This window comes from Reyranella sp. (genome assembly GCF_017305915.1).
GTDB lineage: Bacteria > Pseudomonadota > Alphaproteobacteria > Reyranellales > Reyranellaceae > Reyranella.
Genome location: NZ_JAFKJN010000031.1, coordinates 15751 through 40004, shown reverse-complemented (window position 1 = coordinate 40004; position 24254 = coordinate 15751). Strand labels below are relative to the sequence as shown.

The 24254-nt window shown below is 68.2% G+C and carries 21 protein-coding genes, 1 tRNA gene and 1 pseudogene; 10 read left to right on the top strand and 13 right to left on the bottom strand.

All coding sequences use genetic code 11. The annotated features are described in order from the left end of the window. Positions 1-165: 165 nt before the first annotated feature. Both J0J01_RS26960 and J0J01_RS26955 read right to left on the bottom strand, forming a co-directional pair. On the bottom strand, positions 166-1038 hold the full coding sequence (locus J0J01_RS26960) for a lytic murein transglycosylase (protein ID WP_296386450.1): 873 nt from the start codon (positions 1036-1038) through the stop codon (positions 166-168). 11 nt (positions 1039-1049) lie between these two features. Next, positions 1050-1289, bottom strand: a complete 240-nt coding sequence (locus J0J01_RS26955; protein WP_296386448.1) for a hypothetical protein — start codon at positions 1287-1289, stop codon at positions 1050-1052. 137 nt (positions 1290-1426) lie between these two features. Here J0J01_RS26955 and J0J01_RS26950 point away from each other — a divergent pair. Continuing rightward, a tRNA-Ser gene (locus J0J01_RS26950) sits at positions 1427-1516 on the top strand. A gap of 50 nt (positions 1517-1566) precedes the next feature. On the opposite strand, the gene J0J01_RS26945 is transcribed toward J0J01_RS26950, so the two are convergent. The 4 genes from J0J01_RS26945 to J0J01_RS26930 form a co-directional block, all read right to left on the bottom strand. Beyond that, the gene (locus tag J0J01_RS26945; protein WP_296386445.1) at positions 1567-2001 is read right to left on the bottom strand and encodes a type II toxin-antitoxin system VapC family toxin; all 435 of its coding nucleotides are present in this window, start codon (positions 1999-2001) and stop codon (positions 1567-1569) included. Continuing rightward, complete coding sequence (locus J0J01_RS26940; protein ID WP_296386443.1) at positions 1998-2282, bottom strand: hypothetical protein; 285 nt, start codon at positions 2280-2282, stop codon at positions 1998-2000. The genes J0J01_RS26945 and J0J01_RS26940 overlap by 4 nt, the downstream gene beginning before the upstream one ends. Positions 2283-2558: 276 nt before the next feature. Then, positions 2559-2993, bottom strand: coding sequence for a CBS domain-containing protein (locus tag J0J01_RS26935; protein WP_296386441.1), 435 nt, complete (start codon positions 2991-2993; stop codon positions 2559-2561). A 398-nt stretch (positions 2994-3391) separates the two neighbouring features. Continuing rightward, complete coding sequence (locus J0J01_RS26930) at positions 3392-5914, bottom strand: tetratricopeptide repeat protein (protein ID WP_296386439.1); 2523 nt, start codon at positions 5912-5914, stop codon at positions 3392-3394. A 149-nt stretch (positions 5915-6063) separates the two neighbouring features. On the opposite strand from J0J01_RS26930, the gene J0J01_RS26925 reads away from it, so the two are divergent. The 3 genes from J0J01_RS26925 to J0J01_RS26915 are packed head-to-tail and all read left to right on the top strand — an operon-like array spanning position 6064 to position 9328. Further along, on the top strand, positions 6064-7047 hold the full coding sequence (locus tag J0J01_RS26925; RefSeq protein ID WP_296386437.1) for a tripartite tricarboxylate transporter substrate binding protein: 984 nt from the start codon (positions 6064-6066) through the stop codon (positions 7045-7047). Positions 7048-7077: 30 nt separating this feature from the next. Further along, entirely contained in the window at positions 7078-7677 is a 600-nt protein-coding gene (locus tag J0J01_RS26920) for a GNAT family N-acetyltransferase (protein ID WP_296386527.1), read from the top strand. A 10-nt stretch (positions 7678-7687) separates the two neighbouring features. Then, on the top strand, positions 7688-9328 hold the full coding sequence (locus J0J01_RS26915) for a thiamine pyrophosphate-dependent enzyme (RefSeq protein ID WP_296386434.1): 1641 nt from the start codon (positions 7688-7690) through the stop codon (positions 9326-9328). On the opposite strand, the gene J0J01_RS26910 is transcribed toward J0J01_RS26915, so the two are convergent. Beyond that, positions 9306-10403 (bottom strand): mandelate racemase/muconate lactonizing enzyme family protein, encoded by a 1098-nt coding sequence (locus J0J01_RS26910; RefSeq protein ID WP_296386433.1) that lies wholly within the window; start codon positions 10401-10403, stop codon positions 9306-9308. The two genes, J0J01_RS26915 and J0J01_RS26910, sit on opposite strands and share 23 nt — an antisense overlap. Further along, positions 10400-10939, bottom strand: coding sequence for a hypothetical protein (locus tag J0J01_RS26905; protein WP_296386431.1), 540 nt, complete (start codon positions 10937-10939; stop codon positions 10400-10402). Before J0J01_RS26905 ends, J0J01_RS26910 begins: the two co-directional genes overlap by 4 nt. A gap of 17 nt (positions 10940-10956) precedes the next feature. On the opposite strand from J0J01_RS26905, the gene J0J01_RS26900 reads away from it, so the two are divergent. After that, entirely contained in the window at positions 10957-12093 is a 1137-nt protein-coding gene (locus J0J01_RS26900; RefSeq protein ID WP_296386429.1) for an alanine racemase, read from the top strand. On the opposite strand, the gene J0J01_RS26895 is transcribed toward J0J01_RS26900, so the two are convergent. Then, a complete protein-coding gene (locus J0J01_RS26895) occupies positions 12094-12846 on the bottom strand; it encodes a glucose 1-dehydrogenase (protein WP_296386427.1) in 753 nt (250 codons plus the stop codon). On the opposite strand from J0J01_RS26895, the gene J0J01_RS26890 reads away from it, so the two are divergent. From J0J01_RS26890 to J0J01_RS26880, 3 genes are read left to right on the top strand one after another with little or no spacing between them, the layout of a single operon-like run. Continuing rightward, positions 12832-14085 carry an MFS transporter gene (locus J0J01_RS26890; protein ID WP_365738470.1) on the top strand — a complete coding sequence of 418 codons (1254 nt, stop codon included), beginning with the start codon at positions 12832-12834 and terminating at the stop codon, positions 14083-14085. The two genes, J0J01_RS26895 and J0J01_RS26890, sit on opposite strands and share 15 nt — an antisense overlap. Continuing rightward, positions 14082-14741, top strand: a complete 660-nt coding sequence (locus J0J01_RS26885; RefSeq protein ID WP_296386424.1) for a DsbA family oxidoreductase — start codon at positions 14082-14084, stop codon at positions 14739-14741. The genes J0J01_RS26890 and J0J01_RS26885 overlap by 4 nt, the downstream gene beginning before the upstream one ends. Positions 14742-14768: 27 nt before the next feature. Then, entirely contained in the window at positions 14769-15428 is a 660-nt protein-coding gene (locus J0J01_RS26880; protein ID WP_296386422.1) for a 5-formyltetrahydrofolate cyclo-ligase, read from the top strand. On the opposite strand, the gene J0J01_RS26875 is transcribed toward J0J01_RS26880, so the two are convergent. Then, on the bottom strand, positions 15410-15571 hold the full coding sequence (locus tag J0J01_RS26875; protein ID WP_296386420.1) for a thioredoxin domain-containing protein: 162 nt from the start codon (positions 15569-15571) through the stop codon (positions 15410-15412). The genes J0J01_RS26880 and J0J01_RS26875 overlap by 19 nt on opposite strands. A gap of 39 nt (positions 15572-15610) precedes the next feature. Here J0J01_RS26875 and J0J01_RS26870 point away from each other — a divergent pair. Then, positions 15611-15781: pseudogene (locus J0J01_RS26870) on the top strand (TetR family transcriptional regulator); the annotation flags it as partial. Positions 15782-16100: 319 nt separating this feature from the next. Here J0J01_RS26870 and mfd read toward each other — a convergent pair. Then, positions 16101-19682 (bottom strand): transcription-repair coupling factor, encoded by a 3582-nt coding sequence (gene mfd, locus J0J01_RS26865; protein WP_296386418.1) that lies wholly within the window; start codon positions 19680-19682, stop codon positions 16101-16103. After that, positions 19682-19951: a succinate dehydrogenase assembly factor 2 gene (locus tag J0J01_RS26860; RefSeq protein ID WP_296386416.1), complete on the bottom strand. Its 270-nt coding sequence runs from the start codon at positions 19949-19951 to the stop codon at positions 19682-19684. The genes mfd and J0J01_RS26860 overlap by 1 nt, the downstream gene beginning before the upstream one ends. A gap of 72 nt (positions 19952-20023) precedes the next feature. Here J0J01_RS26860 and recG point away from each other — a divergent pair, with 72 nt between their 5' ends. After that, a complete protein-coding gene (gene recG, locus J0J01_RS26855) occupies positions 20024-22105 on the top strand; it encodes an ATP-dependent DNA helicase RecG (RefSeq protein ID WP_296386414.1) in 2082 nt (693 codons plus the stop codon). Positions 22106-22210: 105 nt separating this feature from the next. Here recG and J0J01_RS26850 read toward each other — a convergent pair whose 3' ends face one another. After that, complete coding sequence (locus tag J0J01_RS26850; RefSeq protein ID WP_296386412.1) at positions 22211-24232, bottom strand: DUF4139 domain-containing protein; 2022 nt, start codon at positions 24230-24232, stop codon at positions 22211-22213. Positions 24233-24254: the final 22 nt, after the last annotated feature.

Below are 24254 nucleotides of genomic sequence, written 5' to 3'. Positions count from 1 at the left end.
TCCGATGCCGATTCCATAAGGGTTTTCGGCGAGAATCCGGAATCCGGCGCCACCCCCCAAGGCGGGACATGTCCGGACATGTCCGGACGCCCGCGGACGCGCCGGACGAGACACTGCAATAATCTGCCGCATGAGGGCCTCACCAGCCGCGCCACTCAGGCCGAATCACGCCGCGATGCGGTCCGACAGCAGGCCGACCGCCAGGCCGAAGAAATCCGACTGGTTCCAGCGCAGGATGGCGCGGAAGTTCTCGGTGGTCCGATAAGACGGACCGGTGGCGCCTGCCGGCCGCACGATGCGTTCGCCTTTCGCGAGCGGCGTGCCGACGGGCACCTCGCTGCCCCATTCCAGCCCCGGCCGCCAGCCGACCTGCCGGAGGTAGTTGGTGATCGACGCGAAGACGTCGGCCTTGTTAGTCCAGATGTCCATGCGGCCGTCGCCGTCGCCGTCGGCGGCGTAGGCCAGGAAGCTGGTCGGGATGAACTGGCATTGGCCCATCGCGCCGGCCCACGAGCCCTTCATGGCATGCAGGCCGACATGGCCCTGGCTCAGGATGCGCAGCGCGGCGACCAGCTGCTCGCGGAAGAACTTGGCGCGGAAGTTGTTGTAGGTGAGCGTGGCCAGGGCCGGCACGACCTCGAAGTCGCCGAGGTTCTTGCCGTAGTTGCTCTCGATGCCCCACAGCGCGACCACCGTCGACTCGGGGATGCCGGCCGGTGCGGCGAAGCGCGAGACCAGCGCGCGGTTCTCCTTGAGCAGCGCCTTGCCGTTCGCCACCCGCTCGGGCGACACGACGAGCTGGGCGTACTCGTCGAAGCTCATCTTGAACTCGGGCTGGTTGCGCGCGAGCTCCATCACCCGCGGGATCGGCTGGGCAGTCATCAGCGCGCTGTCGATCGTGCCCTGGTCGACGCCGGCGCGCAGCGCCTCGACGCGCACGCCGGACAGGAAGGCGACGAATTTCGGATCGCTCGCCTGTGCGCGGGTGGCCAGCGGCGCCAGCAGCGCGGCGGCGCAGAGCAGACGCCGACCGATCATCGGGGAGTCGATCATCGGGCGCGGCGCTCGAAGAAGGCGCCAGCCAGCATCAGCCCGGCCCCGACGCCCAGGACGATCAACCCCGGCCTGGCGCGCTGCAAGGCCAGGTTCTCCTTCTCGACCATGTCGTGCGGGACGTTCCAGGTCGAGTTGGTCCCGGCCTCGCTCATCAGGAGCTGATAGCTCGCCAGCCCCAGGCCGAAGATCACGCACAGGGCTCCCAGGAACGACAGGGCCTCGCTGCTTCGCATGCTCGCCTCTCCCCGCGGGCCATTCGCCGCCTACGGCGCGGAATCCAGCATGCGCGCCCTCCCCCCGTCTACATTCCCCATTGCCGCGGCAGTCTGTTGCCCGAGGCTTGGTCCTCACCTATTGAGGGGCCGCACGCGGATGGGTGGCCGAGTGGTTTAAGGCACCGGTCTTGAAAACCGGCGTGGGTTCACGCTCACCGTGGGTTCGAATCCCACCCCATCCGCCAGCCGCCGATTCCGCGCCACGACGCACTGCCTCCTCCTCAGGCCGCCGGCACTACGATCGATGGCGAATTACGGCGTCCTTAAACGGATTGAGCACTGTCGCGCCCAGGCCGGCAACATCGCGGTCATTGCGTGTCACCAGCGTCAGGCCATTGGTCAACGCGGTCGCGGCGAGAAGGCCGTCAATGACCGGAACAGGTCTGATGGCGCCCATGCGTCCCCATTGATCGGAGACGGCATTGTCGATGCCGAGCACGCGTCCACCGAATGCGCTCTCTACCTCCCGCAACCAGCGTTCGAGCGCCGTTGCCTTGCCTGCATCTCGGGGACCCGCGAGTTCAATGCCCTTTCGGATCTCGCCGAGGACAAGTGTGCTCAGGAAGAGATCCTCGTCGGCGATCGACGCGTACCATGCGGACACGTGCGCATTGCAGCGTGCGCCCTTCCGGACCTCCGAAATGATGTTGGTATCGATCAGGTAGCTCACAGATCGACATCCCGGCCAAGATCGCGGCTGCGGTCGAGGTCGATCCCGTCGAGCGGCGCGGACGCCAACAGTGCCTTCAAGCTGACCTTGGGCGGCTCGGCAAAGCCTTGTCGAAGAAGCTTGCGCGCCTGGCCCTGACGCGAGGGATCGGACAAGGCAGAGGCAACACGGCGGACGAGGCTCGCATCCTCTTTACGGACGGTGACCTCGACGCGCACGAAGCCTTGACGCTCCTTGCGCGCGCGGTGAATTGCGACAGAAGACTTTGTTTTGCCGGCCATGGTTACCTTACTATTTCCGGAAATATTACCGGAAACCACGGTCCGACGCAAACGGCCGAGAGCGGCTATAGGGCCACGGCGTAGACATAGTGCTCATCTTCATCGGTCGTGGCCCGTCATCCATCGACTGCAACGGAACGGCTTCTTCCTCGTTGTAGTCTTCGCCCGACCTCCTCTGGGCCAACAAGGATGCGGCCAGCCGTCCCTCTGCTGACGGGCGAGCTGGTCACCTAACCTCGAAGGGGGCCGCCGGTTTTCGGCGGCCTTTTTCGTTGTCTAGGCGCTCTGCGAGTGCGCACCGCCGGCCTGGGAGATGCCCGACAACGCTGCCGTCGCTTGCCCGGTCTTGGCCGAGGTCGCGAGGTCGGCCAGCGCCAGGATGCCGACCAGCCGCTTGTTGCGGTCGACCACCGGCAGCCGGCGGATCTGCTGGTCGGCCATGTTGCGCGCGACGTGGGCGGTGTCCTCGTCCTCGAAGCAGTAGCGCACCTCGCGGGACATCACCTCGTGGACGCGTGCCGTCGGTGCCTTGCCGGCGGCGACGCCGCGCACCGCGATGTCGCGGTCGGTGATCATGCCGACCAGCTTGTCGTTGTCGCCGACCGGCAGCGCGCCGACGTCGATGTCGAACATGATCCGGGCGGCGTCCTGCAGGGCCTGGTCCGGGCCGACCGTCTTCACGTCGCGACTCATGGCTTCCTTGACCAGCATGGTGCGCTCCCTCGTTGGGCGGCAGGCGATACGGCCTGTTCGGAGTCAATGTGCCCCCTGCTCCCGAGGTTGCCGCCCTGGGCCCGGGTGTCGACGCGGACGATCGGCTGGCGCGGCTTGCCGCCCGGTGGCCCGGCCTTCCGGCCGTCGTCGTTGCGATCAGGGCAGGATGCCGACGAGGAGGACCATCAACGTGCCGCCGCCGAACACGACGAACCAGAAGGCGGCGGTCTCCAGTCGGTTGAGGCGACGCATACGTCGCTGCTCACGAGTCAAACGAGGCACGTTTTTCCGTTAGCGGAGGGCACGGTGTAACGCCATCACAACAAACTGCACTTTCGATCCGCGATCCGCGGCTTCTGTGTCGCCGATGTATCAGGTGTTTCGCGATGTACGCACTATTTGATGCCGAAGCGCGTGAAGTCATTCGCCACCGCCGGCGCGAGCTTGACCGCCGCCGCCATGTCGGCCTCGCCGCCCGCCTTGTCGCCGCTCTTCAGCCTGGCGAGGCCGCGGCCGTACAGGGAACGCGGCCGGTTGGGCTCGACCTGCAGCGAGGCGTTGTACTCGTTGATCGAGACCGGATAGTCGCCGAGCTTGAGGTAGATGAAGCCGCGCGTGTCGCGCGCGTCCATGTTGTCCGGCAGCAGCTTCAGCGCCTCGTCGCAGTCGCCGAGCGCCTCGACCAGCTCCTTGCCGACCACGCCGCGGGTCAGGCAGCGGTTGTTGTAGGCCACCGCCATGCGCGGGTTGAGCCGGATCGCCTCGCTGTAGTCGGCGATCGCCTTGTCGTAGATGCCCTTGGAGAAATAGGAGTAGCCGCGATTGTAGTACGGCGTGGCCGCGTTGGGCACGATCTGGATGGTCTGCGTGAGATCGGCGATGGCGCGGTCCTGGTCGCCCTTCAGCGCATAGATGCCGGCGCGGGCAATGTAGGACTCGGCGCTCTTGTCGTCGAGCTTGAGCGCGGCGTCGAAATCGGCCAGCGCGCGGTCGGCGTTGCCGCGCACGGTGTAGAGCATGCCGCGGTAGTAGTAGGCGCGCGCGAACTGCGGCGACAGCTCGATCGCCCGGTTGAGGTCGGCGAAGCCCTTGTCGAACTCGCCCTTGCCGCCGTAGGCCAGGCCGCGATGCATCAGGGCGTTGATGTTGTCGGGGCCGAGCTCGAGCGCCTTGGTGAAGTCGACGATCGCGGCGTCGTAGTCGCCGCGGCGGGTGTAGAGGATGATGCCGCGGTTGAGGTACGCGGTGATGTACTTGGGATCCCAGCGGATCGACTTGCTGTAATCGGCATAGGCCTTGTCCGGCTCGTCGAGCGCGTGGTGGGCGAAGCCGCGCTGGAACCAGGCGAAGGCGTATTCCGGATCGAGCCTCAGTCCCTCGTCGAAGTCGGCGATGCCGCGCCGGTAGTCCTGGCGCGCCAGGTAGACGCCGCCGCGCGCCACGAACACCCGCGCCTCGGTCGGGTTGATGCGGATCGATTCGTTGAAGTCGGCGAGCGCTAGGTCGTACTCGGTCTTCAGCACGTAGGCCGTGCCGCGCTGGTAGCGGGCATGCGCGACCTGCGCCCAGTGGCGGATCGCCTCGGGATCGTCGGTACCGAACTTCAGCACGTCGCCGGTCAACAGGCCGAGCCGCAGCGCCTCGGTGAAGTCGGCGATCGCCTTGTCCGGGTCGCCCTTCTCGCGCCACGAGATGCCGCGGTTGATCAGCGCGTTGATCTCCTTGGGGTCGATCTTGAGCGCATCGGTGAAGTCCTTGATCGCCTTGTCGTACTCGCCCTTCTTCGAGTACCAGACGATGCCGCGGTTCACGAGCGGGTTGACGTCGAGCGGGTTGATCCGGTTGGCCTCGGTGTAGTCGTCGATCGCCTTGTCCGGCTCGTTGACCGAGTGATAGGCGATGCCGCGGTGCAGGTAGGAGTACTCGTCGCCCGGCGACAGCTTGATCGCCACGGTGAAGTCGTCGATCGCCGGCTGGAACATCTCCTTGTACATGTAGGTCGAGGCGCGGCCGACGAAATGCGCCGCCGCCGTCGGGTTGATGCGGATCGCCTCGTTGAAGTCCTTGATCGCGGTGTCGTACATCACCTTCGCCTGCTCGCGGTCCTTGCTGCCCTTGTCGAGGTAGACCATGCCGCGTTGGTAGTAGGCGTCGGCGAGCTGGGTGCTCTTGGTGATGCCCTGGTAGTGCGCCGCCGCGAACGGCTTGCCCGCAGGGTCGAGGTTGGGGCCGCCGACCACCGGCCCGTTGGCCGGCAGGCACTTGATGGCGTCGGTGAAGTCGGCGATCGACTGGCTGAGATCGCCCTTGCGCTTGTAGACCATGCCGCGATTGATCCAGGCGGTGGCCTCGCAGCGGTTGATCTTGAGGGCGGCGTTGAAGTCGGCGAGCGCGCCTTCGTTGTTGTCCTTCTTGGTGTAGAGGATGATGCCGCGATTGACCAAGGCCTGCACGTCGCTGGGCATCATGCGGATGGCGTCGCTGTAGTCGACGATCGCCTGATCGGCGTCGCCCATCGTGTGGTAGATCATGCCGCGCTGGAACACGACCGGGCCCGACGGCGCCGAGGTGCGGATGACGTCGGTGTAGAAGCGCAGCGCGGTGCGGTAGTCGCTGAGCGAGCCCTTGGGATCGCCGTCCTGGGCGCGTGCCACCCCGCGGTTGAAATAGGCGAGGCCGGTGGCGAGCGGATTCTTGGCCGTGCCGGCGTCGATCACGTCGGTGCAGATCTGCTGCTTCTGCTTGGGCGTCAGGCCGTAGGCCGTGTAGCAGACGTCCGGCGTCGCCGCCGGCGCCACGACCGGCTGTGCCCCGGCGGACGGTGCCTTCACCGGTGACTGCACCTGCGCCCCGGCCATACTCGCGAAGCCCGACAACGCCAGCATCACCAGCGTCGAAAGGCGAACGAAATCCCGCATGTCCCTACCCAAGCCTCGCACCCTCGAGGCTCGCAAGGCGTATCACATTTTGCGCAAGCGCTTAATGAAATTCCATTCCCAGTGCGACAATCTGGTGGATTCACAGGCCGTGCTTTGGCAGGTTTGCCGCCAGAATCGGAGGAAACGGTATGAAGAGGCGTAGTTTTGTTGCGGGGCTTGGCGTGGGCTTCGCGGCACCGGGAATCGTGAGCGCGCCCAGTGTTCTAGCCCAGGGCGCCTATCCCAACCGGACGGTGCGCTACATCAACCCCTACCCGGCCGGCGGGCCGACCGACACGCTGTCCCGCATCTTCTGCGCCAAGATGAGCGAGCTTACGGGCCAGCAATGGGTGGTCGAGAATCGCGGCGGCGCCGGCGGCAATCTCGGCATGGAGGTGCTGTCGAAGTCCGAGCCCGACGGCTACACGCTGGGCCTGGGCGGCATCGCCGCGCACGCGATCTCGCCGACGCTCTACGCCAAGCTGCCGTTCAACGCGCGGACCGACTTCACCTTCGTCTCGACGCTGTGGTGGCTGCCCAACCTGCTGGCGGTCAATCTCGACGTGCCGGCGAAGTCGGTCGCCGAGCTGATCGAGCTCTGCAAGCAGAACCCCGGCAAGTACTCCTACGGCTCGGCGGGCGCGGGCACGACGCTCCACCTGTCGGGCGAGCTGTTCAAGATGCTGGCCAAGGTCGATATCCAGCACGTGCCCTATCGCGGCTCGGCGCCGGCGACGCAGGATCTGCTGGCCGGACAGATCCACATGATGTTCGACAACATCCCTGGCACGCTGACGCAATCGCGCGCCGGCAAGGTGCGGCCGCTCGGCGTCACCTCGGCCAAGCGCACGTCGGTCGCGCCCGAGATCCCAGCGATCGCCGAGACGCTGCCGGGCATGGACATCATCTCGTGGACCACGCTGACCGGCCCGGCGAAGCTGTCGCCGGACGTGGTGGCGCGGCTGTCGGAGCTGTCGAAGAAGGCGCTGGAGAGCGAGGACGTCAAGGCCAAGTACGCCGATCTCGCCTCGACGGCATGGTGGAGCACGCCGGCCGACACGCTGGCGTACCGCGATTCGGAAGAAGCGCGGCTCGCGCCGATTATCAAGGCGTCGGGAGCGCGTGTAGATTGAGCGTAGCGTAGAAGTCAGGAGGTTCGTCCGATCATGCTCCCCGATGGCCTGCACGACGTACCTCCCGACCGCATCGCCGCTGTCGTCACGTCGCTGGAGATGAAATCGCGCCCGGCTGCGCGGCCGGAGTTGAGCGGCCCTTGGCGCCTGCAGCGCATGACGCGCCCCGAACCTGACACCTATCGCTCTCTCTACGGGAAGATCGGCGACGAATGGATCTGGTTCTCCCGCCTCATGATGAGCGACGACGAGCTGACGGCGATCATTCATGACCCCAAGGTCGAGGTATACGGCCTTGCGGTGTCGGGCGTGCTCGAAGGGCTGCTCGAGCTGGACTTCCGGACCGACGGCGAGGCGGAGCTCGCCTTCTTCGGGGTCACTCCGTCCCTGGTCGGCGGCGGAGCGGCGCGATGGCTGATGAATCGCGCGTTGGAGCTGGTGTGGCAGCGACCGATCGCTCGCCTCTGGGTCCATACCTGCACGCTGGACCATCCGAATGCGCTCGCCTTCTATATGCGTTCGGGCTTCGTGCCTTTCCGGCGGCAGATCGAGATCGCCCCCGATCCGCGGCTGCAAGGCATGTCCTTGGCATCGCGCGGGCGCACGCCGGTGCTGGCGACGGCTTCTTGAGGGAGTAGACATGCAAACGCTCACCACGGCCCAGGCCGTCGTCTCGATGCTGGAACTGAACGGCATCGACACCCTGTTCTGCCTGCCCGGCGTGCAGAACGATTCGTTCTTCGACGCGCTGTACGATCGCACCAACGCGGTCCGGCCAATCCATGCCCGCCACGAGCAGTCCTGCGCCTACATGGCGCTGGGCTACGCCATGGCGAGCGGCAAGCCCTCGGCCTACGTCGTGGTGCCGGGGCCGGGCTTCCTCAACACCACCGCCGCGCTGTCGACCGCCTATGCGGCGAACGCGCCCGTCCTGGCGCTGACCGGCCAGATCCAGCAGTCGATGATCGGCCGCAATGTCGGGCTGCTGCACGAATTGCCCGACCAACTCGCGATCATGCGCGGCCTCACCAAGTGGGCCGACCGCATCAACACGCCGGCTGAGGCGCCGGGGTTGGTCAACGAAGCCTTCCGCCGCCTGCTGTCGGGCCGACGCCGGCCGGTCGGCCTCGAATGCGCCATCGACACCTGGGGCCGAAAGGCGCCGGTCGTGCTGCCGACGACGGCCGCGCAGGCCGACCCCTGCCCGGTCGACGGAGACGGCGTCGAGCGCGCCGCCAAGCTGCTGGGCAATGCCAAGCGGCCGATGATCGTCGTGGGCGGCGGCGCCCAGGGCGCCGGCGAATACGTGGCGCAGATCGCCGAGATGCTCGACGCGCCGGTGATGACCGGCAAGATGGGCCAGGGCGTGATCGACGGCCGCCATCGCCTGTCGGTGACGGCGCCGGCCGGCTATCGCTTCTGGAGCGAGGCCGACGTCGTGCTCGCGGTCGGCACGCGCCTGCAGCCGCCGCAGATGGCCTGGGGCATCGACGACGACCTCAAGATCATCCGCATCGACATCGACGGCGAGGAGATCGATCGCCAGCGCAAGCCCGAGATCGGCATCGTCGGCGACGCCACCGCGACCCTGAAGGCGCTGGCCAATCGGCTCGCCGCGTACAACGCCAAGCGCAACGGCCGCGCCGATTCAGTCGCCGAGACCAAGGCCCAGGTGACGAAAAAGGTGCATGACCTGCTGGCGCCGCAGATCGGCTACCTCGAGGCGATCCGCAAGGCGCTGCCCGACGACGGCGTCCTGGTCGACGAGCTGACGCAGATGGGCTACGCGGCGCGCTTCGCCTATCCGACCTACAAGCCGCGGACGTTCCTGTCGCCGGCCTACCAGGGCACCCTGGGCTGGGGCTATGCGACGTCGCTCGGCGCCAAGGTCGCCAAGCCGGACACGCCGGTGCTGTCGATCAACGGCGACGGCGGATTCCTGTTCACCGCCATGGAGATGTCGACGGCGGCGCAGAACAACATCGGCGTGGTCGCGGTGGTGTTCAGCGACGGCGCCTACGGCAACGTCAAGCGCATCCAGCAGCAGTCGTTCAAGGGCCGCACCATCGCCTCGGATCTGCACAATCCCGACTTCGTGAAGCTCGGAGAAAGCTTCGGCATCGCCGCCGAGCAGGCGAGGTCGCCGGCCGAGCTCGGCGAGGCGATCACGCGCGGCTTCAGGCGTGGCGGCCCGACCCTGATCGATTGCCCGGTCGGAGTGCTGCCCGATCCGTGGCCGCTGATCACGCTGCCGCGCGCTAGGCCGCCGCGTAAGTCTTGATCACGTCCGGATCGGGATCGCGGCCCAGCCCCGGTCCGTCGGGCACCTTGAAGGCGCCGTCCACGGGGTCGATCAGCTCGCCGTAGAGGCTCGCCTCGACGTCCATGTGATAGCGCTCGACCAGCGCGCCCGGCTGGCCGCGCGCCGCGGTAAGATGCAGGGTCGCGAGGAAGCCCGGCCCGAAATACGGCGAGTGCGGCATCAGGGTGACGCCCGCCGCATCGGCCAGCGTGGCGACCTTCAGGAACTCGGTCACGCCGCCCACCTTGGTGACGCTGGGCTGTGCATAGTCGACGGCGTTGGCCGCCAGCATGTCGCGGAACTGGACGGCGGTGCAGTTGTTCTCGCCCGCCGCCATCGCCACGCCGGTGCCTTCACGCAACCGGGCGATCGCCTGGAAGTCCTCGGGCGGGAAGATCGGCTCTTCGAGCCAGTGCAGGTCGTAGGACCGCAGCTTCAGGGTCATGTGGCGTGCCTGCTCCGGCGTCCACGGGCAGTTGGTGTCGACCATGATCGGCACGCCTTCGCCCGCCGCTTCGCGGGCGGCCCGCACCTCGGCCTCCTCGGTCTCGTGCAGCTTGATGTACTTGTAGCCCTCAGCGAGCGCCTGCTTGGTGCGCGCCGCCACGCGCTCGGGATCGCGGTACTTCAGGAGGCTCGCATAGGCGGGTAGCGTGGTCTGCCCTGCCCCGCCCAGCAGGCGATGCAGCGGCAGGTTCGCAGCCTTGGCCGCGATGTCCCACAGCGCGATGTCAAGGCCCGACAAAGCGAAGACGGTGATGCCGTAGCGGCCGAACAGATGCAGGGACTGCTGCAGCTCGTAGGACAGCCTGGCGATATCGCGGGCATCGCGGCCGACCACGATCGGCGCCACCATCGACTGCAGCGCCGCGAGCACGGCGTCGGTGCAGCCGTAGCAGAAGGCCTCGCCCCAGCCGGTGATGCCGGTGTCGGTCTCCACCTTGACCAGCAGGATGTTGTTGGTCGTCCAGTTGCGCCCGCCATAGCCGGTCGGGCGGCCGCCGAAGGTGAAGGGGATCTTGACCGAGATCGTCTCGAGCGAGGCGATCTTCATGCCGCCTCGCCCTTGGCGCGGACGTCGGACAGCAGTCGCTCGGCGTGGCCGCGGTCGGCCAGCCGCTTGGAGGTGAAGCGCGGATCGCTGCGCGGCGCCAGCAGCAGCACGTGCGGCGCCAGCACCGCCGGCGGCTGCGGCGGCACGGTGTCGCCTTCCGGCATCTCGACCTCGGCCAGCGCGAAATAGGTGCGGCCGTCGTCGGTCTTGAAGAAGTCGACGTCCCAACGGTAGTGGCCCTCGCACCACGAATACCGCGCCTTCTGCAGCGTCTCGCGACGCAGCTTCCACAGCCGTTCGAAATCGACCGGCGTGATCTCGGTCTCGATTTCGACCACCTGGTCGTCGACCGGCCGCTTGTAGGTGAAGATGTGCTGCGTGTGGCCTGCCGAATCGATGGCGCGGATGCGCACGCCGCTGGCGTCGAGATAGGCCTGGCGCAGGACGCTGCGCGTCACGCCCGGGCGGGCCGCCAGCGCGCGTTCCAGCGTGCCATCGTCCTCGAGGACAAACTTGCGTTCGTTTTCGATCGGCATGCGCTATGAATCCTCCGATGAACCAAACGCTGGACGACCTGCCGACGCCCGCCCTCATTCTCGACCGGGCCATCCTGCGCCGCAACCTCAAGCGCATGAGCGACCGGCTGCGGCAGGCCGGTGTATTGTTGCGTCCACACCTCAAGACCGCAAAATCTGTACAAATCGGCCGTATGGCTGTGGAAGGCCACGACGGCCGGATCACCGTCTCGACCCTGGCCGAGGCGCGCTATTTCGCCCAAGGCGGCTTCAGCGACATTTTCTATGCCGTCGGAATCGTGCCGGCGAAGCTGCCGGCCGTGACCGAATTGCGCCGCCAGGACGTGAACCTACGTGTGATCACCGACAACATCGCCGTCGCCCGCGCCATCGCCGATGCGGCGAAGAACGGCGACACCTTCTCGGTGTTCATCGAGATCGACAGCGGCGGCGGCCGCGCCGGCCTCCCCTATCCCGCGCTGCCCGGCCTGCTCGACATTGCGCGCGTGCTGCACGAGGCGCCGGGCGTCGAGCTCGCGGGCGTGATGACGCATGCCGGCCATTCCTATCACGAGAGCACGGTCGACGGCATCGCCGCGGTCGCTGAGCAGGAGCGGCTGGCGATCGTGACGGCGGCCGAGAAGATCCGCGCTGCCGGCATGCCCTGTCCGATCGTGTCCGGCGGCTCGACGCCGACGGCGATGCATTCGCGCAACTTCGACGGCATCACCGAGATGCGGCCGGGAGTCTACTGCTTCAACGACCTCGACCAGGAGTTCATCGGCTCGTGCGGCGCCGGCGATCTCGCGCTGTCGGTGCTGGCCTCGGTGATCGGCCATTATCCGCATCGCAACCAGGTGCTGATCGATGCCGGCGCGCTGGCGCTGTCCAAGGACGTCTCCGCGCAGGAGTTCCAGCCGAAGGTCGGCTACGGCACGATCGCCGATCCGCCGGCGAAGGACATGGCGGTGGTCGCCTGCTCGCAGGAGCACGGCTTCGTGCAGTCGGACGATCCGATCCCCTACGGCAACCTGCCGATCGGCAGCCGGGTGCGCGTGCTGCCCAACCATGCCTGCATCACGGCGGCGGCCTACGACCGCTACTACGTCGTCGACAGCGAGCTCGACGGCGGCAAGACCGTCGTCGAGACCTACGACCGCATCAACGGCTGGTGATCACAGCGAACTGACGGTGTGGCCGCCATCGACGGTGACCACGCTGCCGGTCATGAAGCTGCCGGCGTCCGACGCCAGCAGCAGCAGCGCGCCGTCGAGCTCTTCGGGCTTGCCGATGCGCCGCTGCGGGATGCGCTCGATCAGCTTCTGGCCGCCCGGCGTCTGCCAGAAGGCGCTGTTCATCTCGGTCTCGATGTAGCCCGGGCAGATCGCGTTGACGCGGATCCGGTAGCGCGCCCATTCCATCGCGAGCGCCTTCGTCAGATGGATCAGGCCGGCCTTCGAGGCGTTGTACGGCGCGACCTGCCCGATGGTGCGCAGGCCCAGGATCGAGCCGATGTTGACGATGCTGCCCGGCCGCCCGTCGGCGACCCAGCGTTTGGCCGCGGCTTGCGCCACCAGCCAGGCACCGCGCAGGTTGGTGTCGACGACGGCGTCCCAGTCCGCCTCCGGCATCTCCAGCGCCGGCTTCACGATCGAGATGCCGGCGTTGTTCACGACGATGTCGAGCGGCCCGGCCGCGTCGAGCGCCTGAGCGATCGATTCGCCGGACTGCACGTCGAGATCGACGCTGCGGGCGGCAACCTTGCCCTTGGCCAGGTCCGCTTGCAGTGACTGCAGCCGATCGGCGCGCCGCGCCGCGAGCACGACCGTCGCACCGGCCGCGCCGAGGCAGCGTGCGAAATGCGCACCGAGACCGGATGAGGCGCCGGTCACGAGCGCCGTCTTGCCGCTGAGATCGAATGGCTTCATACCCACCTTCTTAGCGAGCGTCGTCCGCGGAGGAAACAAGCACTGAGCAAGCGTACGCCGTGGGACCTGGTCGGCCTGCTCATCCTCGCCGGCATGGTCGCGGCCTTCCACGTCGGCAAGGCGCCACCGGCCCTGCCCTCGATCCGCGACGATCTCGGCGCCGGCCTGCGGCAATCCGGCTGGCTGCTGTCGATCATCAACCTGGTCACGGCCGCCGCCGGCATGGCGATCGCGCTGACCGCCGACCGGCTCGGCCATCGCCGGCTGATCCTGTTCGGCACCGGGCTTTGCCTCGCGACCAGCCTCCTCGGCGGCGCGGTCGGCTCGCCGCAGGTGCTGCTGGGCCTGCGCGTGCTGGAAGGCCTCGGCTTCATCACCGTCGTGGTCGCGATCCCGCCGCTGGTCGTGCGTCTCGCCACGCCGGCCGACCTGCGCCTCGCCCTCGCCGCCTGGTCGACCTACATGCCGGCCGGCGCCGGCGTGATGATGCTGATCTCCGCTCTTGCGCTGCTCGAACTGTCGTGGCGCTGGGTGTGGTGGATCGCGGCCGCCGCTTCGGGCGCCATGCTGCTGGCGCTGCTGCTGCGCACGACGCGACGCCACGAGCTCGATCCGATTGCCGCGACCCGCCGCCCGATCCTGGCCGAGATGGCCGAGGTCGCGACCAGCGGTGGACCCTTGGCGATCGGCATCTGCTTCGGCGCCTACTCCTGCTGCTGGTTCGCCATCGTCGGCTTCCTGCCGACCCTGCAGGTCGAGCGCCTGCACTTCACGCAGGAAACCGCGGCGCTCGTCACCACGCTGGTCACCATGGTGAATATCGGCGGCAATCTCCTCGCCGGCTGGCTGCTGCAACGGCGCGTGCCGCGCGTGGTCATCATCGTCGCGGCGACGGTATCGATGGCCGTCTGCGCCTCGGCGATCTTCATCGATGGCGTGCCGGATCTCGCACGTCTCGTGCTGGCTGGCGTCTATTCGGCCGTCATCGGTGTCGTGCCGGGATGTCTGTTCACCGCCGTCCCGGTGCATGCACCGCGGCCGCAACTGATCGGCGCGGCCACCGGTCTGCTGATGCAGGTCTCGAATTTCGGCGCCCTGATCGGGCCGCCGATTACCGCTGCCCTCGTCTCGGCCGGCGGCTGGCCGGCGGCGGCATGGATGACGAGCATTGCGCTCGGCATTGCCGCGCTGGCCGGTCTCTTCCTGCACTGGCGCGAAAGGCGTAGGCTCTGGTCATGATTTACGTCGACATCGTTTCCGACACGATCTGTCCGTGGTGCTACATCGGCAAGCGCCGCTTCGAGCGCGCGCTCGATCTCAGCGGGCGCAACGACATCGCGATCTCGTGGCGGCCGTTCCAGCTCAATCCCGACATGCCGACCGAGGGCATGACCCGCGACGACTATGTCCGCGCCAAGTTCGGCGGCGGCGACCGGCCGCGCCAGATCTACCAGGCGATCGCCGAATCGGGCCGCGAGGCCGGCATCGAGTTCCAGTTTTCCAAGATCCGGCGCACGCCCAACACCGTGCTGTCGCACCGCCTGATCTTCTGGAGCGCCAGCCAGGAGCGCCAGGACGAGGTCGTGGCCTCGCTGTTCAAGGCCTATTTCGAGGACGGGCTGGACGTCGGCGACATCGACATCCTGGTCGAATGCGCCTTCCGCGCCGGCCTCGACCGCGACGATGCGCGAAAGTTCCTGCAAAGCGACGAAGGGCGGCAGGAGGTTGTCGCCTCCGATGTCTATGCACGACGGCTCGGCATCAACGGCGTGCCCTGCTTCATCGTCAACCGCAAGTACGCGGTGTCGGGTGCGCAGCCGCCGTCGGCCTTCGTCGAGGTCTTCAATCTCGCCGAGCGCGACGCCGCCACCAGCACGGCACAATCAACAGCCTAAGAGGGCGACCGCCTAGGGAGTCGCCCGATGACGACCGATCCGGAGAACGACGAGTACGCCTCGCCGCCGTGCCTCATGCACGAGCTCGCGCCGTCCACCGACGAGCGCCAGTGGGCCGACGTCAGGCGATGGCGCAAGGCCGAACGGGAGAGGCTGCTGGGTCTTCGGCGTTCTGTCGAACCCGAGAACAAGGATCGATATGCCGAATGCATCGGCCGCGAGCTCGACCGGCTGATCGGGAATGTCGCCGGCCGGATCATCAGTGGCTATTGGCCCATCAAGGCCGAGCCGAACCTGATGCCATGGATGGAAGGTCTCGAGGCCCGCGAAGCCGTTTGCTGCCTGCCCGTGGTGGCCCAGCCGAATACGCCGCTGGTCTTCAAGCAATGGCGGCGCGGGATGAAAATGACGCCTGGCATCTGGAACATTCCGACGCCGGCCGAGGGGGCGGTCGCCGTGCCTGACGTCGTGCTGGCTCCCGTCCTGGGATTTGACGACGCCTGCTACCGGCTGGGTAACGGCGGCGGCTATTTCGACCGCACGCTCGCGGTCTTGCAGCCTCGTCCGCTCGTCATCGGCGTGGGCTACGAGCGGCTCAGGATCAGGACGATCTACCCGCAGCCCCACGACATTCCGATGAACGTGATCGTCACCGAAAAGGGGCTACATCAACCGGCGTTCTGCTGAATCCAGGCGCGCAGCGATGGCGCATCGGAGGCGCCGGCGCGCTGGGCGACCATCTGGCCGTTCCTGAACATCATCACGGTCGGGATGGAGCGGAAGTCGTACCGCGCGGCAAGCTGCTGCTCGGCCGGTTCACGTCGGCGCATGATATGTCGATAGACATATGATATGATCATCGACAGATCATGCCTTCAAGCCCCGGCCATTCCGCCCGCGTCAGGGCCGAGATCTTCCAGCACGCCGCCCGTCTGTTCCGACTGCGTGGCTATGCCGGCACCAACATCGACGACATCATGCTGGCCGCCGGCCTGACCCGCGGCGCCTTCTACGCCCATTTCAAGTCCAAGGACGACCTGTTCGCCGAGGTGGTCGGCGCCGGCCACGGCCTGCTGGCGCGGATGCGCGCCGGCGACGCCAAGGTCGGCACGGTGCTCGACAGCTACCTGGCCAAGGACGCCTTCACCGCCACCCTGCGCGACTGCACCCTGGCAGCGCTGGCGGGCGACGTGGCGCGGGCATCCCTGCCCGCCCAGCTCGCCTATGCCAACGTCCTGCACGGTCTGATCGGCGCCATGGCGCAGAGCCGCGGCCGCAAGCTCGATGCCGATGCGACGGCGGCGGTTATCCTGGCGGTCGGCGGCCTCGGCCTCGCCCAGGCGAGCGGCGACCGGCGGCTCAGCGACTGGCTGCTGCGCTGCGCGCGGCGGGCGGCGCGGGCTCTGCTGGCGCCGAAGCCCCGGCCGAAGACGAAGAAGCGCCGGCGAGCTTCGCCAAAGCGGAAACGATCGACGTCACGCCGGAAAGCCGCTGCCGCTCGTCGGCCCAGACGCGTTGCACGATCACGCGGTGGTCGGGCCTGAGCTTGACCAGCGGCGCGTTCTTCTGGATCCAGCCGATCAACCGCTCCGGCGCCGGGAACTTGTTCTCGTGGAAGGAGAAGACGACGGCCTTCTCGCCGGCATCGATCTTCTCCACCGAGGCCTGGCGGCAGAGCAGCTTGAGCGAGATGGTCTTGAGCAGGAACTCGGCCTCCGGCGGCGTCTTGCCGAAGCGGTCGACCAGCTCGGCGGCGAAGGAATCGACCTCGGCCTGGGTGGTCAACCCGCCCAGCCGGCGATAGAGGCCCATGCGCACCGACAGGTCGGCGACGTATTCCTCCGGGATCAGCACCGGGATGCCGAGATTGATAGTCGGCGACCATTCGGCCCGCTCCGCCTCCTGGGCGCGGCCGCGCGCCGAGGCGACCGCCTCCTCCAGAAGCTGCTGGTAGAGCTCGATGCCGACCTCGCGGATGTGGCCCGACTGCTCCTCGCCCAGGAGGTTGCCGGCACCGCGGATGTCGAGGTCGTGGCTGGCGAGCTGGAAGCCCGCGCCCAGGGTGTCGAGCGTCTGCATGACCTCGAGCCGCTTGGCCGCCGCCTCGTTCAGCGCCTTGGCCGGCGGCACCGTGAGATAGGCATAGGCGCGGGTCTTGCCGCGGCCGATGCGGCCGCGCAGCTGGTAGAGTTGCGCCAGGCCGAACATGTCGGCGCGGTGGATGATCATGGTATTGGCGTTGCGGATATCGAGGCCCGATTCGACGATGTTGGTCGACAGCAAGAGGTCGAACTTGCCGTCGACGAAGTCCTGCATGGTGTTCTCGATCGCGGTCGGCGGCAGGCGGCCGTGCGCCATCGCCATGCGCATCTCCGGCACCAGCTCGCGGATCTCCTCGGCGACGGCCGCGAGATCCTCGATGCGCGGGCAGACATAGAAGCTCTGGCCGCCGCGATACTGCTCGCGCAGCAACGCCTCGCGGATGGTGACGCCGTCGAACGGCGTCACGAAGGTGCGCACCGCCAGGCGATCGACCGGCGGCGTGGCGATGATGCTCATGTCGCGCACGCCGGTCAGCGCGAGCTGCAAGGTGCGCGGGATCGGCGTTGCGGTCAGCGTCAGCACGTGCACGTCGGCGCGCAGCTCCTTCAGCCGCTCCTTGTGGGCGACGCCGAAGTGCTGTTCCTCGTCGACGATCAGCAGGCCGAGGTCCTTGAACTCGATGCCCTTGGCCAGCAGCGCGTGGGTGCCGCAGACGATGTCGACGGTGCCCTCCCTGATCGCCGCCTTGGTCTCCTTGGCCTCCTTGGCGTTGACCAGACGCGACAGCCGGCCGATTCGCACCGGCAAACCCTGGAAACGCTCGACGAAGGTGCGGTGATGCTGGCGCGCCAGCAAGGTGGTCGGCGCGATCACGGCGACCTGCTTGCCCGACATCGCGGCGACGAAGGCCGCGCGTAGCGCCACCTCGGTCTTGCCGAAGCCGACATCGCCGCAGATCAGCCGGTCCATCGGCTTGCCCGACGACAGATCGTCGATCACGTCGGAGATCGCCTGCAGCTGATCGTCGGTCTCGGCATACGGGAAGCGGGCGCAGAATTCCTCGTACAGGCCCTCCTGCGGCGCCATGGTCTCGCCGCGCCGCACCGCGCGCTCGGCCGCGATCTTGATCAGCCGGTCGGCCATGTCGGCGATGCGCTGCTTGAGACGGGCCTTGCGCGACTGCCAGGCGACGCCGCCGAGGCGGTCGAGCACCGCTTCCTCGTCGGCCGCGCCGTAGCGGCTCAGCACGTCGATGTTCTCGACCGGCACGAACAGCTTGTCGCCGCCCTCGTAGGTGAGCTTGAGGCAGTCGTGGCGCGCGAACTGGATCTCGAGCGTGACCAGGCCCTCGTAGCGGCCGACGCCGTGCTCGCGATGCACCACGAGATCGCCGTCGGAGAGCGCCGCCGCCTCGGCGATGAAGCGCTCGGACGGCCGGCGCTTGCGCTGCGGCCGCGACAGGCGGTCGCCGAGGATGTCCTCCTCGCCGATCACCTCCAGGCCATCGAGCACGAAGCCGTGCTCCAACGGCCAGACGGTGACGCCGATCACGCCCGCCGGCAGCTTCTGGACCTCGGCATGGTCGTGCACGCCCACCGGAGTCGTGGCGCCATGCTCCTGCAGCAGATGCGTGAGCCGCGTCGCCGAGCCTTCGGTGAAGCTCGCGACGACCACGCGCCGGCCGGCCCCGTTGGCCGCCTTCACGTGGTTCGCGACCTCGTCGAACAGGTTGACGCCCTGCGCGGTGCGGGCGCGGGCGAAGCCTTCGTGGCGGCGGCCGCCGAGATCGACCGTGCTGGGCGAGTCGGGCGCGTCGAAGCTGGTGAGCTGGCCGACGCTATGGCCGTCGAGCAGGTTCTCCCACTGCGACGGCTTGAGATAGAGCCGGTCGGTGGGCAGCGGCTTGTAGTCGGCGCCGCCCGACATGCCGCCTTTCGCACCGGTCTTCACGCGAGCGTCGTAGTAGTCTGCGATCAGCTCCCAGCGGGCATCGAAGGCTTCCTTGATCTGGTGGTCGGCCGTGACGACCGCCTCGGGGCAGTAGTCGATCAGCGTCTCGAGCCGCTCGTGGAACAGCGGCAGCCAGTGCTCCATGCCGACATGGCGCTGGCCTGCCGACACCGCCTCGTAAAGGATGTCGTCGCCTGCGACATTGCCGAACAGCTCGCGATAACCGACGCGGAAGCGCTCGATGCTGGCCGGCGTCAGCAGCACCTCGCTGACCGGCAGCAGCACGACCTCGTCGCGCGCGCCGGTGGTGAGCTGGCTCATCGGATCGAACGAGCGGATGGTCTCCAGCACGTCGCCGAACAGGTCGAGGCGCAACGGCTCCGCCGTACCCGGTGGGAACAAGTCGATCAGGCCGCCGCGCACCGCGTATTCGCCCGGCTCCATCACCGTGTCGGCGCGGCCATAGCCGTTCTCGCTGAGATACTTGGTGAGCGCCGCCACGTCGACGGTCTGGCCCTTGCGCAGCACCGTGGCCGCCTCGGCATAGAGCGTGCGCGGCGGCACCTTCTGCAGCACCGCGCCGACCGAGGCGAGGATGATTCGTGCCGGCGCGCCCGGCTTCCGGGGTGTGGCGAGGCGCGCCATCGTCTCGAGCCGCTCGGCGACGATGTCGGGATGCGGCGACAGCCGGTCGTAGGGCAGGCAGTCCCAGGCCGGAAAGACCAGCACCTCGCGCTCGGGGGCGAAGAAGCGCAGGCCGTCCTGCAACCGCTCCAGCCGTTGGCCGTCGCGCGCCACATGCAGGATGTCCTGCCCGCCGGTGGTCTTGGCCAGTTCCGCAAGGATCAGCGCGTCGGCACCCTCGGGCAACCCAGCGAGCGTCCAGCGGCCTGTCTTCTGGTGCAGCGATGCGAGGCGGTCGGCCCAGTTTTCCTTTGGGCTCGCCATCAGAACCTCACGCGGAATGCCAGCAGCTTGCGCACGATCTGTGAGTCCTTCTCGGCCGGCACCGGCGCCTGGCCGGAGACCCAGTCGAAGATGTCGTTGTCGCCGGTCTCCAGCAGGCGTTCATACTGGTCGAGCTCCGCCGCGGTGAATTCCGCGATATAGGCGCGCGCGAACTGGCCAAGGAGGATGTCGTTCTCCTTGTTGCCACGATAAATGCTGCGGTAGAGCAAACGCTTGCGCCGCAGCTCCAGTTCGGTCCCGTCGGTCATTTTTCCCCAGGTCGCGGCGAAAAGGGGCGTAGCATATAGGCGCCAGCCGGTGCGAAGTCACGCCCAGCAGCCATGCGTCCGCAGAGCCTGACCCCGCTGTTCGCCCAAGTCACCTCGCTGCCCGGAATCGGGCCGCGGCTGGGCAAGCTCGTCGAGCGTTTGGCCGGCCCGCTGGTGGTCGACCTGTTGTGGCATCTGCCGCTCGGCGTTGTCGACCGGCGCAACGCGCCCACGGTGGCGAAGGCCGAAGCCGGCACGATCGCCACCATCACCGTCACGGTCGACGAGCACATCGTGCCGCGCAGCCCGCGCCAACCCTATCGCGTGTGGTGCAGTGACGAGTCAGGCCGGCTCTGCCTCACCTACTTCAACGGCCGCGAGGACTACCTCAAGAAGCTGCTGCCGCCGGGCGAGCGCCGGGTCGTCAGCGGCAAGGTCGAGATCTGGCAGGGCGACGTGCAGATGACGCACCCCGACCACGCCGTGCCGGTCGAGGAGCGCGATTCGATTCTGCGAGTCGAGCCGGTGTACGGCCTCACCGGCGGCCTGACCCAGAGGCCTCTCCAGAAGTCGATCGCCGCCGCAGTCGGGCGAGCGCCCGAGCTGCCGGAATGGCAGGACGCGGCGTACCTCAAGAAGCAGAAATGGCTCGGCTGGAAGCCGTCCCTCGGGCAGGCGCATGCGCCGGCCGAGCCGGACGATCTCTCGCCTACGCATCCGGCCCGCGCGCGGCTTGCCTTCGACGAGCTGCTGGCGAGCCAGCTCGCCATCGCGCTGGTGCGCCATCACAACCGCTCCCTGCCCGGCCATGCGACCAAGGGCGACGGTCGCTTGCAGGAGCGCGCGCTGGCGGCGCTGCCGTTCAAGCTCACGCCCAGCCAGACCTTCGCCACCGCCGAGATCGCCGCCGACATGGCCAAGCCCGAGCGCATGGTGCGGCTGCTGCAAGGCGACGTCGGCAGCGGCAAGACGCTGGTCGCTTTCCTCGCGATGCTGACCGCGGTCGAGGCCGGCGCGCAGGCGGCGCTGATGGCGCCGACCGAGCTGCTGGCGCGCCAGCACTACGCGACGATCGCGCCGCTCGCCGAGGCGGCGGGCGTGAGGCTCGCCCTGCTCACCGGCCGCGACGGCCAGCGGCAGAAGAAGGAGACGTTGCGGGGCCTGGCCGACGGCACGATCCAGCTCGTGGTCGGCACGCATGCGCTGGTGCAGGAGGAGGTCGAGTTCGCCGACCTGGCGCTGGCGGTGGTCGACGAGCAGCATCGCTTCGGCGTGCATCAGCGCATGGCGCTGTCGTCGAAGAGCCAGGTGGTGGACCTGCTGGTGATGACGGCCACGCCGATCCCGCGCACCCTGATGCTGGCGGCCTACGGCGATCTCGACGTCTCCAAGCTCACCGAGAAGCCGGCGGGCCGCCAGCCGATCGACACCCGCACCCTCCCGCTCGAGCGCATCGGCGAGGTGGTCGATGCCGTCGGCCGCATGGTCGCCACAGGCGCGCGCGTCTACTGGGTGTGCCCGCTGATCGAGGAGTCCGAGGACGTCGACCTCGCCAACGCCGAGGAGCGCCATCGCCTCCTGAGTGCGCGCTTCCCCGGCAAGGTCGGGCTGGTGCACGGCCGGGTGAAGAGCGCCGAGCGCGAGGCGACCATGGCGGCCTTCGCCGAGGGCAGCCTGTCCATCCTGGTGGCAACCACCGTGATCGAGGTTGGCGTCGACGTGCCGGCGGCCACGGTGATGATCATCGAGCATGCCGAGCGTTTCGGCCTCGCCCAGCTCCATCAGTTGCGCGGCCGGGTTGGCCGCGGCAGCGCGAAGTCGACCTGCCTGCTGCTCTACGCCCAGCCGCTCGGCGAGACCGCCAAGGCGCGGCTCGCGATCATGCGCGAGACCGAGGACGGCTTCCGCATCGCCGAGGAGGACCTGAAGCTGCGGGGCGCCGGCGAAGTGCTGGGCACCCGCCAGAGCGGCCTGCCCGACATGCGACTGGCCGATCTGGCGGCCCATGGCGAGCTGCTGCAGGTCGCCCAGGACGATGCCCGCCTGATCGTCGACCGCGATCCCGAATTGCAGTCCGACCGCGGCAAGGCGCTGCGCGCCCTGCTCTACATGTTCCGCCGCGACGACGCGGTCAGAACCCTACGGGCCGGCTGACTTTCCCACCGGCATGGGAAACGTAAAACGCTATCACTGCTGGGTTTTGCCCGCTGTCCGGCCGGCACACCCCCTCCCCCTCAGGGTGTTAGGATACCGCGCCGGTCACCCGAGCTGGGTGACGTAGGTGCGTAGGGCGTCGCGAGCGGTCTCGACCGCCTTCTCCGCGTCGGCCCGCCGCTTGGCCAGCGCCTCGAGGTCGGTCTCCTGCTTGTCGAGGGTGGCGAGGTAGCGCCGCTGCAGGTCGCTGTTGGCCGGCACGCGGCCGAGATTGTCGCGCAGCCGCGCCTGCTCCTGCACGATCTGCTGCCGCTCGGTGTCGACCTGCGCCAGCTTGCGCTCGGCCTCGGAGACGGTCTGCTGCAGTTGCAGGATCCTGGTCAGGGCCTCGCGGGTCTTGGCATCGAACTCTGTCGCCTGCGCGAACACCTTGATCTGGTCGCTGCCGGTGTCGAGCAGCCGGAGCTCCTGGTGCTGGGTCTGCTCCTGCGCCACCTCGGCGACCTGGGTGACGTCGCCGCCGGGCAGCTGGAACGGGATGCGGTAGTAGCCCTCGCTGATCTCGATCCCCTTGGCGTCCGGCTTGGTGAGGTCCCAGCCGGGCAGCTTCCGCTGCATGATGATCAGCTGGCGCGGCTCCTTGGCCGGGCCGTGCACGCGATAGGTCGAGGTCTGGCGGATCACGCGGCTGTACTTCAGCGCGCCGCCGGCGATGGTGCCGGTCGCCAGCCGCGAGGTCTGGGCACCGTCGCGCTCGACGGTGACCTTCTCGTCCAGCGCATAGGCCAGCAGCCGCTTCTCGCCGATCGGGAAGGCCGAGAGCCGCGCATCGCCGACATAGGCGACCATGCCGGCCTTGTCGCGCTCGTAGATGGTCAGGATGCCGGGCGGCAGGCCGGTGTCGCCGTCGTTGGTGAGCCGCACCGCCGCCATCGGATTGCGCGCGGCGGTGTCGGACTGGAACAGCGCCAGCCGCTGCGCCGTCACCTGGCGGTCGATCACGGGGATCGACAGCGTGCGGCCGTTGGCGACGGTGACGGGGCTCGGGAACTTGAAGGTCACCTGCGTCGCCGCATCGGTGGCCTCGACCTGCTCGACATTGGTCGCCTGGGACATCGGCTTGCCGCCCATCATCTCGGCCTCCCGCGTGCGCATCGCGGGCGCCGGAGCCGGCGGTGGAGCGGCCGGCGGCGGGGCAAAGGCCGGCGCCGCGCGCTTGACGTCGGCTGCGGTGACGCCGCCGCGGTCGATGAACGGGTTGAGCCGCCCCGCCACTTCGACCGGCACCTCGGGGCGCGTGACGTAGTAGGCCTCGTATAGCGCCTGATGGAAAGCGACCGGCCGGCCGGACACGAGCGTGAGCTCGACGCCCTTCCAGTCCTGGCCGCTCAGATTCTCGACCGTCGCCCAGCCCTGCAGGGCGGCCTTGGGCGCCGCCGCGTCGGCCGGCAGGGTCAGCCGGTACGACGCTTTCCACACTGGCGCGGTGACGATGTAGGCGACCCGCACGGTGCGCTTGCCCTGCCCGCGCGCCGACAGCTCGAGCGTGCGCGCGTCCTTGGCCCGGTTGGCCTGGATGGCGAGCAGCGCCTGGCTGATCTTGTCGCGCAGGGCTGCGTCGGCGAATTGCAGGTTCTCGGCGTCCTCGAGGATGAACTGCTGGATGCCGTTGTCGGTGAACAGCGCCACGCGCGTGCGCTTGACCGTGGTCTTGCCGTCATCGCGGGTCTGCGTCTCCTCCTCGACCGAGACGATGCGGCCGGACATGGCGCGCGGGCCGCCGACCGAGATCTGCGCGCCGCGCAGCGCGCCCAGCAGGTTGGCCGGCGATTCGAACGCGCTCTGGTCGAACGGCATGTCCTTGAAGGTCTGCCGCAGCGGCTCCTTGCCGGGCAGGCTGAGGCCGCCGACGCCGCCCTTGTCGTCATAGACCACCAGGCTTTTCAGCACGTCGTCGACCTGGTCGAGCGAGACGGTGAGCTTCAGCGTGGCGTCGCCGTCGACCGGAGCCTCGTACTCGAAGTAGCCGAGGCCGCCCGACGAGAGCATCACGCGCTTGAGTGCAAGATCTTGGGCAAAGGCCGGGAGCGCCACCAGGCTCACCAAGGCCACGATCAACCAGCGCATGTCGTCTCCCCCATGGGTCGTG

Coding starts and splice junctions, on each gene's coding strand:
- J0J01_RS26955 (WP_296386448.1), bottom strand. CDS start 1,289: ATGCGAAGCAGCGAGGCCCTGTCGTTCCTGGGAGCCCTGTGCGTGATC.
- J0J01_RS26850 (WP_296386412.1), bottom strand. CDS start 24,232: ATGCGCTGGTTGATCGTGGCCTTGGTGAGCCTGGTGGCGCTCCCGGCC.
- J0J01_RS26905 (WP_296386431.1), bottom strand. CDS start 10,939: ATGCCGATCGAAAACGAACGCAAGTTTGTCCTCGAGGACGATGGCACG.
- J0J01_RS26860 (WP_296386416.1), bottom strand. CDS start 19,951: ATGACCGACGGGACCGAACTGGAGCTGCGGCGCAAGCGTTTGCTCTAC.
- J0J01_RS26930 (WP_296386439.1), bottom strand. CDS start 5,914: ATGCGGGATTTCGTTCGCCTTTCGACGCTGGTGATGCTGGCGTTGTCG.
- J0J01_RS26925 (WP_296386437.1), top strand. CDS start 6,064: ATGAAGAGGCGTAGTTTTGTTGCGGGGCTTGGCGTGGGCTTCGCGGCA.
- J0J01_RS26895 (WP_296386427.1), bottom strand. CDS start 12,846: ATGAAGCCATTCGATCTCAGCGGCAAGACGGCGCTCGTGACCGGCGCC.
- J0J01_RS26960 (WP_296386450.1), bottom strand. CDS start 1,038: ATGATCGGTCGGCGTCTGCTCTGCGCCGCCGCGCTGCTGGCGCCGCTG.
- J0J01_RS26935 (WP_296386441.1), bottom strand. CDS start 2,993: ATGCTGGTCAAGGAAGCCATGAGTCGCGACGTGAAGACGGTCGGCCCG.
- J0J01_RS26875 (WP_296386420.1), bottom strand. CDS start 15,571: ATGCGCCGACGTGAACCGGCCGAGCAGCAGCTTGCCGCGCGGTACGAC.
- mfd (WP_296386418.1), bottom strand. CDS start 19,682: ATGGCGAGCCCAAAGGAAAACTGGGCCGACCGCCTCGCATCGCTGCAC.
- J0J01_RS26915 (WP_296386434.1), top strand. CDS start 7,688: ATGCAAACGCTCACCACGGCCCAGGCCGTCGTCTCGATGCTGGAACTG.
- J0J01_RS26885 (WP_296386424.1), top strand. CDS start 14,082: ATGATTTACGTCGACATCGTTTCCGACACGATCTGTCCGTGGTGCTAC.
- J0J01_RS26880 (WP_296386422.1), top strand. CDS start 14,769: ATGACGACCGATCCGGAGAACGACGAGTACGCCTCGCCGCCGTGCCTC.
- J0J01_RS26910 (WP_296386433.1), bottom strand. CDS start 10,403: ATGAAGATCGCCTCGCTCGAGACGATCTCGGTCAAGATCCCCTTCACC.
- J0J01_RS26900 (WP_296386429.1), top strand. CDS start 10,957: ATGAACCAAACGCTGGACGACCTGCCGACGCCCGCCCTCATTCTCGAC.
- J0J01_RS26940 (WP_296386443.1), bottom strand. CDS start 2,282: ATGGCCGGCAAAACAAAGTCTTCTGTCGCAATTCACCGCGCGCGCAAG.
- recG (WP_296386414.1), top strand. CDS start 20,024: ATGCGTCCGCAGAGCCTGACCCCGCTGTTCGCCCAAGTCACCTCGCTG.